This is a genomic window from Burkholderia sp. TSV86 (genome assembly GCF_001522865.1).
Taxonomy (GTDB): Bacteria; Pseudomonadota; Gammaproteobacteria; order Burkholderiales; family Burkholderiaceae; genus Burkholderia.
In genome coordinates this window covers 143,817-156,988 of the sequence record NZ_LOWB01000078.1, presented here as the reverse complement: position 1 = coordinate 156,988, position 13,172 = coordinate 143,817, and the positions used below count along the sequence as shown (strand labels likewise).

The following is a 13,172-nucleotide window of genomic DNA, read 5'->3' as shown; positions in this document are numbered from 1 at the left end:
GCCGTTCATTTGCCGGACGCAAGCGCGCCCGAGTCGACCTGTTCGGCCAGATGATCGACGGCTTCCTGAATCGCGAGATCGAGCACCTTGCCGTTGAGCGTCGAGTCATAACCGGCCGTGCCGCCAAAGCCGATGATCTCGCGGTTCGACAGGCTGTATTCACCGGCGCCCTGGCTCGACAGGACGACCTCCGACGTGGCCGTATCGACGATGTTGAGATTCACCTTCGCGTAAGCGATCTGGCTCTTGCCGCGCCCGAGAATGCCGAACAGTTGCTGGTCGCCGACTTCCTTGCGGCCGAACTCGGTCACGTCGCCCGTCACGACGTAATGCGCGCCCTTCACGTTCTGGCGCTGCTTCAGGAAGGCCGCTTCCTGCTTGATCTCGTCGAGATTTTCGCGATCCAGCACGTTGAAACGCCGGCTCTGCTGCAGCTTGGTGACGAGAATCGTCTTGGCCTGGCCGCCGAGGCGATCGACGCCGTCGGTGAAGATGCCGCGCATGTAGCTCGAGCGATTGTCGAACTTGCCGACCGCGATCTGAACCGGCTTGCCCGCATACGGCTTTTGCGCGCTGGGCGTCGGGGGCACTGGAAGCGTGCGCGACTCCTCGGTGGCGCAGGCGCAAAGCGCGACGACGGCAGCTGTCGTGAGCAGCGCCAAATAGGATTTTGAAGTTTTCAAACGATGAGTCCTCCTGGGAAAGAGCCAAAAAAGTGAGCGGGCGACGGCCGCTGGCGGGTTGCCGTTCGCCTGCCGGCATGCGTGGATGGCATGCAACGCCGCATCGTCCATGCGGCGGTCCTCCGGTCGCGCGGAAAACGCCAACGCAACGCACGCGACGGCTCGCATGACGGACGGCTCCGGCAGTGCGTGCGCCCGCCGCCCGCTTCAAGGAAGCGGGCGCGTGGTTACGCGCCGTGAAGCGTCAGATGAGCGGTGAAAGGAGATCGGCGGATCGTGCGGTTGCGCCAATCGCGGCTGAGTGTGAATGCGCGACGGCGCACGCAAGCGCATGACGGCGAACCGGTCGATCTGCCGCGCTGCGCGCCGGCCCGCCAACGTTCGCCGCCCCCCCGTTGCCCGGACGCATTCAGGCATGGTCTGTTGTTATCTGCTGTCAATTTATTCCCGCGACATGCAATAATTATCATTCTATGCAACGATAACGGCAATCAGGGCCGCGCGACAACAGAAAATTGCCCGATGTCGGGCCGCCGCCACGCCCCGGCCCATGCCGGTACGCACGTGAAGCTCCGGCCAAACCTGACATCGGGCCGGAGCCGGAAGTTACTCCGCATGCGACACCCTGGCGGCTGATGCGCGCGCCGCTTCATGCAACCTTGAACCGCCCCACCGCGTCGGCCAGTTCCGCCGCCTGGGTCTGGAGCGCCGAGGCGGCCGCCGCGGACTGCTCGACGAGCGCCGCGTTCTGCTGGACCATCTCGTCGAGCTGTGCGACCGCGCGATTCACTTCCTGAATTCCGCGCGTTTGCTCGTCAGCCGCGTCCGAGATTTCGCGCATGATCGACGTTACGTTCGAGACGGTGCCCACGATGTCGTCCATCGTCTGGCCGGCCTGCTGCACGAGCGTCGCGCCCGCCGACACGCTCGACACGCTCGAATCGATCAACGCCTTGATTTCCTTGGCCGCCTGCGCGCTGCGCTGCGCGAGCGTGCGCACCTCGCCGGCGACCACCGCGAAACCGCGCCCCTCCTCGCCCGCGCGCGCGGCTTCGACCGCCGCGTTCAGTGCAAGGATGTTGGTCTGGAACGCGATGCCGTCGATCACGCCGATGATGTCGCTGATCTTGCCCGACGCGCCCTCGATATCGCGCATCGTCGTCACGACATCGGCCACGACCGCGCCGCCGCGCGACGCGACCGACGCCGCGTTCGTCGCGATATCGTTGGCTTGGCGCGCAGCGCTCGCCGATTGCGTGACCGTCGACGTGATCTCCTCGATCGACGCGGCCGTTTCCTCGAGGCTCGCCGCCGCCGATTCCGTGCGGCGCGACAAATCGTGATTGCCCGATGCGATCTCGCTCGCCGCATGCCGCACCGATTCGCTCGCGTCGCGAATCATCCGCATCACATCGTTCAGCTTGCCGACAAATGCATTGAACGAGCGCGCGATCTGCGCGACCTCGTCGCGCCCCGCGTCAGGCAGCCGCTGCGTCAGATCGCCCGTGCCGGAGCCGATCGACTCCATCGCATCGCGAATGCGCGCAAGCCCCTTGAACGCCACGCCCGTCACCGCACCGACGATTGCCGCCGCGACGGCGGCGAGCAGCACCAGCGCGCCGATCGACGTGAAGAGCGTCGAGTGCATGCCGGCCATCGCATCCGCCCTGTCGAGCGCGACGACGACAAGCCAGTCTGCGCCCGGCACGGCGCGCGCGCGCATCAGCTTCGCCGCCCCCGCGACGTGCGCGACGACCGGCTCCGCACCATCATCAGCCGACGATGCGGCGAGGCTCTCGACGCTCAGGTCGTCCGACAGCTCGTTGACGGGCTTGAGCGTGAGCTTCGAATCCGCATGCGCGACAATGCGGCCGCCGCGATCGACGAGCATCCCGAAGCTTCCGGGCGTCGGGTGGATCGCCTTGACGTTCGCGATCACGCTGTCCATCGCGACATCGCCGGACACGACACCCTTGAGCACGCCGTCGCGCACGATCGGCGCGGCGAACGCGACGACGAGCTTGCCGGTTCCGACATCCACATACGGCGGCGTCACGACCGGCTTGCCCGCCTGCACGGCCTGCTTGTACCACGGCCGGCCGGTCGGATCGTAGTCGGCGGGAATGCCGGATGCGTCCGAGAACCTCGCGGTCTTGTCCGCATAGCCAACGTAGACGTTCGTGAAACCGCCCGCGGCAGCAATCAATTTCAGCGCCGGAACCGGGTCGGGCGTCAATACCACATCTTCGGCCGACACGACCAATTGCGTCTTCGAGGCGACCCAATCGGCAATGCTCGTCTGATGCCCGGTCAACACCGCGCTGAGATTCTGGCGAATGGCGTCACGGTTATAGCGGCTTGCGACGGCGTAATTGAGCGCAGTATTGACAACAAGCGCGCCGACGACAATGGCAACACACGCGGCAAGGATGCGAGAGCGAATCGAGGAGAGCATGGCAGGCGACGTCGGAAGGGTGCGGATCCTACGGTTTACGGCAGCAGGGACGGAGGACTTGACCCAGTCGCGACACGTGACCGCGACTCTTTTGTGACGCCGGCGGCGAAAAAACGGCCCGCGCCGGAGGCCGCGCATGATTCGAGGCGGCCGGCGGGTTTTCGATTTCTGTTTTAACCGCTTGATTATTTTATTGATTCCGGCTCGCCTGGGCGCAAGCCCGAGCCGCCGCTCAAATTCGAAATGCAAAACCGACGGATTTTACGTGAATGCACGAATTGCCATGGCGCCAAATGCCGGGGCAAATCGCCTGGCTTCGGTCACCGCGAGCCCAATTCGATCAAAAATGCAGGAAAGCGTGATCCCGGCTTAGTCGAATGCCTTTGTGCGAACGCCAGCCGGACGTTGCATTACCGGCCTTTGCCGATAGCCGGCGAAGGCCAAACGAACATTGCCGTTGCGCTGCCGTCGACTTCGATCCGATCCTCGATACGCTGCATGCCCGCCTTGCGCAACACGCTGAGCGAAGCCGAATTCTGCGGCATGACCGTGGCAATGATCGTGCTCAGGCCGAACGCATCGCGGCCGTGGCGCAGCATGCTCGCGGCTGCTTCGGTCGCATAGCCGTGGCCCCAATGCTCACGCCGGAACGCATATTTCAATTCGGCGTCGTCCTGGCCGCCGGGATGAACCAAGCCGCAAAAGCCGATAACCGTACCATCGGCCGATAGCTCGACGGCAAACATGCCATAGCCGCGTTGCGCGTAGTTGCGCTCCGTGACCGCCAGCCAGCGAACGCAATCCGCTTCAGTCAACGCAACGCCGTCGCCGACCCAGCGCATCGCATCGGCATCGCCATACACGGCCAGCAATGCGCCGAGATCGTCGGCGCTCCAGCAGCGGACGCGAAGCCGCGACGTTTCGAATAAATAAGCGTCGTGCATGATGAGCCGTAAGGTGGACGGGCGGCTGTGGGCGGGGCATTCGGCAACGGCTGGAATGCGGGACGCCGTCTATCGCAATCAATCCGGAAAGATACAGGAACAGCCAGACAGCTGCCGGGATGGCTGACCTGCGTCACACCTGGGCGAACTGGCACGTGCAGCACGGCACGCCGCTGCACGTGCTGAAGGAGCTGGGCGGCTGGGAAACGCTGGAAATGGTGCAGCGGTACGCGCACCTCTCCGCCGATCATCTGGCGCATTGGGTCGCGCCGCTGACGGCCGAGCCGGCGCCGGTGCTAGCTGCAATGAGTCTGTCCGACGAAGGGAGGAAACCGCTGAGAGCCTTACTAGGCTTGGCGCGCCCGGCTGGGATCGAACCAGCAACCCCTGCCTTCGGAGGGCAGTACTCTATCCATTGAGCTACGGGCGCTTTAGAGAAGTGCTGCGGCCCCAAAAAAGCCACAGCTTTGGCAAGACCGCAAGGATACCTTGTTTCAGCCGGACCGTCCACCGTTGCTCGTCGGCCACCGAGCCTGCTCCCACCCGCTTCGCGTCACGCTCGCGCCGGCCGCAAGCGCCGTGCGGGTAAACACGCGCAGCTCGCCCGCTCGCCGCTATGTAAACGTTCCGTCTATAATCGTCCGAGCTTCACCCGACAGCATCAGCCATTCATTGCCGTACCGCTCACAATTCTTATTCATGGAGACGAGGCAAGCATGAGCGAAGCACCCCACGAAGCCCCCATCAAGACCCCCGGGCAACTCATCGCAGTTGTCATCGCCTCGTTTGCGATTCCGATCGCAATCATCGTTCTATTCGCCTCTTACGCCAATCACGCGTTCCGCACGGGCGCCGGTACCGATGGCCTGTCCGACGACGCCGTCGCGAAGCGCATCGCGCCCGTCGCGCAGGTCAGCGTGAAGGACGCGAACGCGCCGCGCGCCTATAAGACGGGTGAGGAAGTCTACAAGGCCGTTTGCGTGACCTGTCACGGCACCGGGGCGGCCGGCGCGCCGAAGTTCGGCGACGCCGCCGCATGGGCGCCGCGGATCGCCGCCGGCTATGACGAGGTGCTGCATATCGCGTTGACCGGCAAAGGCGCCATGCCGGCGCGCGGCGGCACGAACCCGGACGACTACAGCGACTACGAGATCGCGCGCGCGGTCGTCTATATGGCCAATCAAGGCGGCGCGAAGTTCGCCGAGCCGGCTCAGCCTGCCGCGAACGCGGCGCCGGCTTCGGGCGCCGCGGCTGCGCCAGGTGCGTCCGACGCCTCGGCCGCCAATGCACAGGCCGCCGCGGCCATGGCCGCGATCGCGGCAATACCGAAGCCGGGCGACGCGCCCGCCGCCGGCGCGAACGCGCAAAGCTCGGCGTCGGTCGGCAAGATGCTGTACGAATCGACTTGCCAAGCGTGTCACGCAACCGGCGTGCTGAACGCGCCGAAATTCGGCAACAAGGCCGATTGGGCGCCGCGCCTGAAGGATTCGATGGACGCCGTCTACAACTTCGCGTTGCACGGCAAGGGAGCAATGCCGCCGAAAGGCGGGTCGAACGCGTCGGACGCCGACGTGAAGGCCGCCGTCGATTACATGGTCAACGCCGTAAAATAGGCACTCGCCGCCGGGCCGCTGGTGCGCGGCCCGGCAAAACCCGACCGCGCGGCAATTATCCGCGGCGTAAGCGCCTGCATTGCCTGCCGGTGCGCTTTTGCGCGCACTTACTTCTGCAACAACGCCTTCAAACTCGCGAGGCGGTCTTTCGGCGTCATCGGCGCTTCTTCGGGCGAAGGCGGCGGCGCGTCGTCCAGGTTCATTTCGGCGATGAAGCGCGACGGCTCGCAGACGATCGTTTCCCGCGCGCGCTTGCGCTTCTTGCACCAGTTCAGATGCAGGCTGCGTTGCGCGCGCGTGATCGCGACATACATCAGCCGGCGCTCTTCCGCGATGCGTTCGTCGTCGATCGGGCCGTCGTCCTCGGTGCCGCCGCGATGCGGCATGATCCCCTCCTCGACGCCGACTAGAAATACGTGTGGATACTCCAGCCCCTTCGACGCGTGAACGGTCGACAGCCGCACCGCGTCCGGATTCTCCTCCTTACCCTCGAGCATCGACATCAGCGCGACCGTCTGGATCAGCCCGAGCAGGTTCTTGCCGGTATCCGCGAGGCCGTCCGCGTTGTGAAAGCCGTCGGCGTCGCCGTCGGACGTCTCTTGCGCGTCGGGCTTGGTGCCCTTGCGCTTGAGCCATTCGAGAAATTCGAGCACGTTTTGCCACTTCGTCTGCGCCTGCCGTTCGTCGTATGTGTCGTACAGATACGCTTCGTAGTGGATGGCCTCCATCATGTCGTCGAGCACGACGGTCGCGGGCTCCTTGTCGGCGCGCTCGGCAAGGCGTTGGATGAAGTCGCAGAACATCCTGAGCGGCTCGACTTGACGCGCGGACAGCCGCGCCTCGATCCCGCCCATATAAACCGCCTCGAACAGCGACACCTTCGCCTGCCCCGCGAACGCGCCGAGCGCCTCGAGCGTCGTGTTGCCGATGCCGCGGCGCGGCGTGGTGACGGCGCGAATGAATGCGGGATCGTCGTCGGCGTTCGCAATCAGGCGCAGGTAAGCGCACAAATCCTTGATCTCCGCCTTATCGAAGAACGACTGGCCTCCGGACAACACGTAAGGAATGCGCTCGCGCCGCAGCACCTGCTCGAAGATCCGCGCCTGGAAATTGCCGCGGTACAGGATCGCGTAATCGCGAAATTGCGTCCGTCGCTCGAACTTGTGCGCGCTCAGGCGAAACACGACCGACTCGGCCTCATGCTCCTCGTCATTGCACGGGGTGACGGTGATCGAATCTCCCATCCCGTGCTCGGACCACAGCTTTTTCTCGAACAGTTTCGGGTTGTTCGCGATCACGTTGTTTGCCGCGCTCAGGATTCGCACGGTCGAGCGGTAGTTCTGCTCGAGCTTGATCACGTGCAGCTTCGGGAAATCCTTGCCGAGCTGCGCGAGATTTTCCAGCGTCGCGCCGCGCCAGCCGTAGATCGCCTGATCGTCGTCGCCGACCGCGGTGAACGCGGCGCGCGGGCCGGCGAGCAGCTTCAGCAGTTCGTACTGGCACGCGTTGGTGTCTTGATACTCGTCGATCAGCAAGTAGCGCAGCTTGTTCTGCCAGCGCTCGCGCACCGGTTCGTTATTCGCGAACAGTTCGGTCGGCAGGCGGATCAGATCGTCGAAATCGACGGCTTGGTACGCGTGCAGCGTCGCGACATAGTTGCGGTAGACGAGCGCCGCCTGGTGCTCGTCCTGGTCCGCCGCGATCGCCAGCGCCTGCTCGGGCGTGACGAGGCCGTTTTTCCACAGCGAGATGATGTTCTGGATCTTGCGGATCAGACCCTTGTCGGTCGTGCCGATCTGCTCCTGGATCATGCCGAAGCAATCGTCCGAATCCATGATCGAGAACTGCGGCTTCAGACCGACGTGCTCTGCCTCCTGGCGCAGGATCTGCACGCCGAGCGAATGGAACGTGCAGACCGTCAGCTGATTGACGGGCACCTTGCGGCCTTCCTTGCCGGGGGTGGTGAGCGTCTTGCCTTCGAGCAATTTGCCCACGCGCTCGCGCATTTCGGCGGCGGCCTTGTTCGTGAACGTGACGGCGGCAATATGGCGCGGCTCGAAGCCTTTCGCCTCGATCAGGTGCGCGATCTTCTGCGTGATGACGCGGGTCTTGCCGCTGCCCGCGCCGGCGAGCACGAGGCAGGGACCGTCGAGATAGCGCACCGCTTCGCTTTGAGCGGGATTCAGGCCTGCGGACATGATGGCGAATGGTGTTGCGGTTGGCGGCGGCGAAGCCGGATGGCGGCGAGCACGACGGCGCGCCGCGCGCGAAACGGCGGCGGGGCGCGCTCGAGGAACGGCTCGCGGGACGCGCATGTTAACACGGCGGCAGCCCATGTTTGATCGCGCGGGCGCGCGACGGCGCAAAGAGCCGAACGTCGCGCGCCGCGCACGGGTTGTGTGTTGCGGCGCAACGGATTCGAGCGATCCGCCGGGCGCATCGAGCATCAATACGGAACGGCGAAGCAGTTGGGTAGGCGAAGGCGCGTGCATTGCCGGGCGCTGCGCGACCGCAGGTCGAACGTGGGACGCCGGATGTCGAACAACGCTGGATGCTGGATATCGGATATCGGATGCGCACGTCGCGTGTCGAACGCTGGGCGTTGCACGCCGAACACCCCACGTCGAACGCCGACATACCGGCACGCCGAAGGTCGAACGCGGGACCTTGGCCGCCCCGGCACGCCCCACATCCAGCCCCTTCGCCCGGCGCGGCAACGCCAGAGTAAGCACTCGCACTGCTATCATCGCACACGCTCGCCACTTCGCCTCACCGCTCACGCCGCATGGGATACCACTTCGCCACCGCCGCGCTCGGCCCGCTGCTGCTCGCGCAGGGCCGCTACGTGCGGCGCGTGACGCCGCGCCTGGCCGAAGCCGGCGGGCCGCGCAGCGGCGTCGGCGGCGCCGGGCCAACGCTGCGTCTGCTCGTGCTCGGCGATTCGGCCGCGGCGGGCGTCGGCGTCGCGACGCAATCCGATGCGCTCGCCGGGCAGCTGGTGCGCGCGCTCGCGCCGTTCTACCGCGTCGAATGGAAGCTCGTCGCGCGCACCGGCGCAACGACGCAGGATGCGCTCGACTGGCTCGCCGCCGAACCCGCCGCGCGTTTCGACGCGGTGGTCACGTCGCTCGGCGTCAACGACGTGACGGCCGGTGTTTCGCCCGCCCGCTGGCGCGACCGGCAGGCCGCGCTCGTCGCCCTGCTGACGGCGCGTTTCGGCGCGGCGCACGTGGTACTGTCGGCCGTGCCACCGATGCATCGCCTGCCGGCGCTGCCGCAGCCGCTCAGGTGGTATCTCGGCTTGCGCGCGAAGCGGCTCAATGCGGCACTGCGCCGCTGGGCCGCCGGGCAGCACGCGTGCGAGTTCCTGCCGGTCGAAATACCGCTCGCGCCCGATTCGATCGCATCGGACGGCTTCCATCCGGGCGCGCGAGCCTGCGCGCGATGGGCCGATCAAGCCGCCGCCGCGCTCAGGCGCCGGCTCGAACGCTGACGCGCGCGCAACGCGGCACGCGTGGGCCCGGCCCCGCGCCTCTATATCGTCCGGCCAACGTCGCGGCAAAACCCGGCGCGGCCGTTGCGCCCCTTATTTGTCATGCCACAATAGCCGCTCGCCGCCGCCCGGTGTTCAGATCGGCGCTCAAGCCGCGGCGCTCTCATTTCGCAAGCAGACAGGATCGGTTCATGTCGTCAACGCTCAAGATTGGTTTGATGGGTTTCGGTTTCGCCGGCGCGACGTTTCACGCACCCGTCATCGCTCACAGCGGCCGCACGCACATCGCGGCGATCGCAACCGGCCAGCCGCAGCGCGCGCAGGCCGCGTATCCCGGCGTGGCGGTCGTGCCGGATTTCGACGCGCTCGCCGCGCTCGACGACGTCGAATGCATCGTGATCGCGACGCCGAACGACACCCACTTCGATTTGGCCAAGCGCGCGCTCGAAGCGGGCAAGCATGTGGTCGTCGACAAGCCGGTCACGCTGACGGCCGCCGATGCGCTCGCGCTCGCCCGCCTTGCCGTGGCGCGCGAGCGCGTGTTCGCGCCGTTCCACAACCGCCGCTGGGACGGCGATTTCCTGACGCTGCGCAAGCTGATCGAAAGCGGCGAGCTTGGCCGCATCACCTATTTCGAATCGCATTTCGACCGCTTTCGCCCGCAGGTGCGCACGCGCTGGCGCGAGGAGGCGGCGCGCGGCGGCGGGCTGCTGTTCGACCTCGGCCCGCATCTGATCGACCAGGCGCTGGTGCTGTTCGGCGCGCCCGATACGGTCAGCGCGTCGATCAAAACGCGCCGCGACGGCGGCGACGCCGCCGATTTCGTCCATCTGCTGCTCGGCTATCCGGACAAGGAGGTCGTGCTGCACGCGAGCGCGCTTGCCGCGATCGAGCCCGCGCGCTTCACCGTGCTCGGCACCCAGGGCGGCTATCAAAAGTACGGGCTCGACACGCAGGAAGACCAGCTCAAGGCGGGCCTGACGCCCGACGATGTGCCGTTCGGCGGCGGCAATCCGCCCGGCGTGCTGCGCGGGCTGGACGGCGAACTCGAGGTGGAGCGCCCCGTGCCGACGCTCGACGGCCAATACGCGGAGTTCTATCGCGCGCTCGCCGCGTCGATCCACGACGGCGCGCCCGTTCCCGTCGCCGCGCAAGATGCCGTCGACGTGATGACGATCATCGAGCTGGCCGAGCACAGCGAACGCGAAGGCCGGCGCCTGCCGTTCGTTCGCGCTACGATTTGAGGGCCGGAGCCGCCGCGCCCAATGTCAAAAACCGTTACAAACAATTCGAACCGAGCGTCATCGTATCGAGGGTCCGGACCGTTCCTCTCATGCTTGCCCGGCATCGGCACATCGGCACATCGGCACATCGGCACATCGGCACATCGGCACTCAGGAGAATGCAATGCATCACCGGTTGACCCGCGCGGCGGCATGCTGCGCCCTCGTCTCGTCGCTCGCCGCGTGTGTCGTCACGCCGGCGCCGGCGCCGCGTCCCGCGCCGGCGCCCCGCCCGAGCCCCCAGGTGGTCGGATATGAACGGATGCAGCAGATTCAGGGCCGCATCGACAATCTAAGCCGCCGCATCGACGCGCGCGTGAACGCCGGCTACTATCCGCCGCCGACCGGCGCGGCGCTGCATCGCCGGCTCGACGTGATCCGCCAGGAGTCGTCGGACATGGCGGCGCAGCACGGCGGCGGCTTGTCCGGCGACGAGCAGCGCGTGCTGAACCAGGAACTCGACACCGCCGCGCGCGCGATCGGCGAGTAAGCGTCCGGCAGCGGGCCGCCGCTCGCGGCGCGCCACGCATCTTGCATCCGAATCCTATTGCGCGCTGCTGGCCCGCTTGCCGCGAAGCGACATCGATTTGTCCAAATTGACAACCCATTCCCGCTCGCGTACATTCGCCCGCACGCGTCGGGAGAGCGTGCGGCACATCGTTCGTCGATCGGATGGCTTGCCGCGCCGCCGAAGGGGCACACCCGCAAACTCTCAGGCAAAAGGACCGGCCGCGTCGAAGAATTCGCCTGCCGCAAGCCGTGACGGCGTCGGGCAGTCTTCGCACTCTGGAGAGCGGCAGTAGCCAGGCGCGCGCATCGCGCGGCGCCGGCAGGCTGCCCACCGAAGGGGCGCGCGCAAGCCGAAGCGATTTCGCTGCGCAATCTCTCAGGTATCGAGGACAGAGGGGCATTCAGGATCGCAGGCCGCCAAGCAACATCGAGCGCCGGCGATCGCCGACTTGCCGTTTTGTTTTCGCGGCCGGGCCTAACCCGGTCACGCTGCCCGAGATCCCGATGACCGCTCTCAAAACCACCCCGCTTCACGCCGCGCACCGCGCCCTCAATGCCCGCATGGTCGATTTCGGCGGCTGGGATATGCCCGTCAACTACGGCTCGCAGATCGACGAGCACGACGCCGTGCGCACCGACGCCGGCATGTTCGACGTCTCGCACATGTGCGTCGTCGATTTCACCGGCGCGCGCGCGCGCGCGTTCTTCGAGCATGCGCTCGCCAACAACGTCGACAAGCTCAAGACACCCGGCCGCGCGCTGTACTCGTGCCTGCTGAACCCGCAGGGCGGCGTGATCGACGATCTGATCGTCTACTACTTCACCGAGGAATTCTTCCGCGTCGTCGTCAACGCCGGCACCGCCGACAAGGACGTCGCATGGTTCAACCGGCTCAATGACGAGCAAGGCTTCGGCGTGACGATCGCGCCGCGCCGCGATTTCGCAATCGTCGCGGTTCAGGGGCCGAATGCGCGCGCCAAGGTGTGGGACACGGTGCCCGCCGCGCGCGCGGCGACAAGCGAGCTCAAGCCATTCAACGCCGCGCAGGTCGCGGGCACGCCGTTCGGCGATCTCACCGTCACGCGCACTGGCTACACGGGCGAAGACGGGTTCGAGATCATCGTCCCCGCCGCGCACGTCGACGCGCTATGGAACGCGCTGATCACGAACGGTGTGCGCCCGTGCGGGCTCGGCGCGCGCGACACGCTGCGCCTGGAGGCCGGCATGAACCTGTACGGCCAGGACATGGACGACACGGTGTCGCCGCTCGACGCGGGCCTCGCATGGACCGTCGATCTCTCGACGCCACGCGCATTCGTCGGCCGCGACGCGCTCGAAGCCAACGGCTCGCGCGCCGCATTCGTCGGCCTCGTTTTGCAAAAGGAAAACGGCCGCGCGGGCGGTGTGCTGCGCGCGCATCAAAAAGTCCTCACGCCGCATGGCGACGGCGAGATCACGAGCGGCACGTTTTCGCCGTCGATGCAGGAATCGATCGCGTTCGCGCGCGTGCCGAAGGCGGTCGCCGTTGGCGACACCGTGCACGTGCAGATCCGCGACAAGCAACTTCCCGCACGCGTGGTAAAACTGCCGTTCGTGCGCAACGGCAAGGTGCTCGTCGCGTAACGGTAACGGTAACGGACCGGGCCGCGCACCGCCCGGCGAAACGACATCCGGCGCGCCGCCACGGTGCGCCGTAGTAAAGAATCACCCCCTTTCTATTCAGGAGCATCCGATGAGCAACGTCCCGGCCGATCTGAAATACACCGACGAACACGAGTGGATCCGCACCGAAGCCGACGGCACGCTGACGATCGGCATCACCGATCACGCGCAGAGCACGCTTGGCGACATCGTCTTTCTCGAGCTGCCGTCCGTCGGCAAGCAGGTGAAGGCAGGCGATGCCGTTGGCGTCGTCGAATCGGTGAAAGCCGCGTCGGATATCTATTCGCCGGTGTCGGGCGAGGTGGTCGCCGTCAATGCGGACGCCGTCGACGCGCCGGAAGCGGTGAACAGCGATGCTTATGGCGCGTGGCTTTTCAAGATCAAGCTGGCGGCCGACGCATCGACCGACGGCCTGCTCGACGCCACCGCATACACGCAATTGGTGGGCTAACTCAACCATTTACGGACCGCGTGGCGCGCTGGCTTGGCAGCAATGAGCAGCGCGCCGCGTGCGGCCAGAGTCGGAGCC

At 66.3% G+C, this 13,172-nt stretch carries 11 protein-coding genes, 1 tRNA gene, 1 pseudogene and 2 riboswitches; of the genes and pseudogenes, 8 read left to right on the top strand and 5 right to left on the bottom strand.

Going from position 1 to position 13,172, the window contains the following annotated elements; all coding sequences use genetic code 11:
- Positions 1–5 precede the first annotated feature (5 nt).
- Both WS68_RS14760 and WS68_RS14755 read right to left on the bottom strand, forming a co-directional pair.
- Positions 6–683, bottom strand: a complete 678-nt coding sequence (locus WS68_RS14760; protein ID WP_059571509.1) for a CsgG/HfaB family protein — start codon at positions 681–683, stop codon at positions 6–8.
- Between the two features lie 649 nt (positions 684–1,332).
- Positions 1,333–3,138 carry a methyl-accepting chemotaxis protein gene (locus tag WS68_RS14755; RefSeq protein WP_059571508.1) on the bottom strand — a complete coding sequence of 602 codons (1,806 nt, stop codon included), beginning with the start codon at positions 3,136–3,138 and terminating at the stop codon, positions 1,333–1,335.
- A gap of 136 nt (positions 3,139–3,274) precedes the next feature.
- Here WS68_RS14755 and WS68_RS27680 point away from each other — a divergent pair, with 136 nt between their 5' ends.
- Positions 3,275–3,511: a hypothetical protein gene (locus WS68_RS27680; protein ID WP_156429516.1), complete on the top strand. Its 237-nt coding sequence runs from the start codon at positions 3,275–3,277 to the stop codon at positions 3,509–3,511.
- Positions 3,512–3,548: 37 nt separating this feature from the next.
- Here WS68_RS27680 and WS68_RS14750 read toward each other — a convergent pair whose 3' ends face one another.
- Entirely contained in the window at positions 3,549–4,082 is a 534-nt protein-coding gene (locus WS68_RS14750; protein WP_059571507.1) for a GNAT family N-acetyltransferase, read from the bottom strand.
- Between the two features lie 125 nt (positions 4,083–4,207).
- Between WS68_RS14750 and WS68_RS26240 the strand changes: the two are divergent.
- Positions 4,208–4,363, top strand: a pseudogene (locus tag WS68_RS26240) (tyrosine-type recombinase/integrase); the annotation flags it as partial.
- Positions 4,364–4,436: 73 nt separating this feature from the next.
- On the opposite strand, the gene WS68_RS14745 reads toward WS68_RS26240, so the two are convergent.
- A tRNA-Arg gene (locus WS68_RS14745) sits at positions 4,437–4,512 on the bottom strand.
- 286 nt (positions 4,513–4,798) lie between these two features.
- On the opposite strand from WS68_RS14745, the gene WS68_RS14740 reads away from it, so the two are divergent.
- Entirely contained in the window at positions 4,799–5,695 is an 897-nt protein-coding gene (locus WS68_RS14740) for a c-type cytochrome (RefSeq protein WP_059571506.1), read from the top strand.
- Between the two features lie 107 nt (positions 5,696–5,802).
- Here WS68_RS14740 and WS68_RS14735 read toward each other — a convergent pair whose 3' ends face one another.
- The gene (locus tag WS68_RS14735; RefSeq protein ID WP_059571505.1) at positions 5,803–7,893 is read right to left on the bottom strand and encodes a UvrD-helicase domain-containing protein; all 2,091 of its coding nucleotides are present in this window, start codon (positions 7,891–7,893) and stop codon (positions 5,803–5,805) included.
- A gap of 587 nt (positions 7,894–8,480) precedes the next feature.
- Between WS68_RS14735 and WS68_RS14730 the strand changes: the two genes are divergently transcribed.
- From WS68_RS14730 to gcvH, 5 genes are all read left to right on the top strand, one after another.
- On the top strand, positions 8,481–9,188 hold the full coding sequence (locus tag WS68_RS14730; RefSeq protein WP_059571504.1) for an SGNH/GDSL hydrolase family protein: 708 nt from the start codon (positions 8,481–8,483) through the stop codon (positions 9,186–9,188).
- 191 nt (positions 9,189–9,379) lie between these two features.
- Positions 9,380–10,432 (top strand): oxidoreductase, encoded by a 1,053-nt coding sequence (locus WS68_RS14725; RefSeq protein WP_059571503.1) that lies wholly within the window; start codon positions 9,380–9,382, stop codon positions 10,430–10,432.
- Positions 10,433–10,595: 163 nt separating this feature from the next.
- The gene (locus tag WS68_RS14720) at positions 10,596–10,961 is read left to right on the top strand and encodes a hypothetical protein (protein ID WP_059571502.1); all 366 of its coding nucleotides are present in this window, start codon (positions 10,596–10,598) and stop codon (positions 10,959–10,961) included.
- Between the two features lie 138 nt (positions 10,962–11,099).
- Positions 11,100–11,210: riboswitch (glycine riboswitch) on the top strand.
- Between the two features lie 37 nt (positions 11,211–11,247).
- Positions 11,248–11,384, top strand: a riboswitch (glycine riboswitch).
- A 101-nt stretch (positions 11,385–11,485) separates the two neighbouring features.
- Positions 11,486–12,604, top strand: a complete 1,119-nt coding sequence (gcvT, locus tag WS68_RS14715) for a glycine cleavage system aminomethyltransferase GcvT (RefSeq protein ID WP_059571501.1) — start codon at positions 11,486–11,488, stop codon at positions 12,602–12,604.
- A gap of 109 nt (positions 12,605–12,713) precedes the next feature.
- A complete protein-coding gene (gene gcvH, locus WS68_RS14710; protein WP_059571500.1) occupies positions 12,714–13,094 on the top strand; it encodes a glycine cleavage system protein GcvH in 381 nt (126 codons plus the stop codon).
- The last annotated feature ends 78 nt before the right edge of the window (positions 13,095–13,172 follow it).

Excerpts from the sequence above, each read along its gene's own strand:
- WS68_RS14755 (WP_059571508.1), bottom strand. The coding sequence starts at position 3,138 with ATGCTCTCCTCGATTCGCTCTCGCATCCTTGCCGCGTGTGTTGCCATT.
- WS68_RS27680 (WP_156429516.1), top strand. The coding sequence starts at position 3,275 with ATGATTCGAGGCGGCCGGCGGGTTTTCGATTTCTGTTTTAACCGCTTG.
- WS68_RS14750 (WP_059571507.1), bottom strand. The coding sequence starts at position 4,082 with ATGCACGACGCTTATTTATTCGAAACGTCGCGGCTTCGCGTCCGCTGC.
- WS68_RS14740 (WP_059571506.1), top strand. The coding sequence starts at position 4,799 with ATGAGCGAAGCACCCCACGAAGCCCCCATCAAGACCCCCGGGCAACTC.
- WS68_RS14735 (WP_059571505.1), bottom strand. The coding sequence starts at position 7,893 with ATGTCCGCAGGCCTGAATCCCGCTCAAAGCGAAGCGGTGCGCTATCTC.
- WS68_RS14730 (WP_059571504.1), top strand. The coding sequence starts at position 8,481 with ATGGGATACCACTTCGCCACCGCCGCGCTCGGCCCGCTGCTGCTCGCG.
- WS68_RS14725 (WP_059571503.1), top strand. The coding sequence starts at position 9,380 with ATGTCGTCAACGCTCAAGATTGGTTTGATGGGTTTCGGTTTCGCCGGC.
- WS68_RS14720 (WP_059571502.1), top strand. The coding sequence starts at position 10,596 with ATGCATCACCGGTTGACCCGCGCGGCGGCATGCTGCGCCCTCGTCTCG.
- gcvT (WP_059571501.1), top strand. The coding sequence starts at position 11,486 with ATGACCGCTCTCAAAACCACCCCGCTTCACGCCGCGCACCGCGCCCTC.
- gcvH (WP_059571500.1), top strand. The coding sequence starts at position 12,714 with ATGAGCAACGTCCCGGCCGATCTGAAATACACCGACGAACACGAGTGG.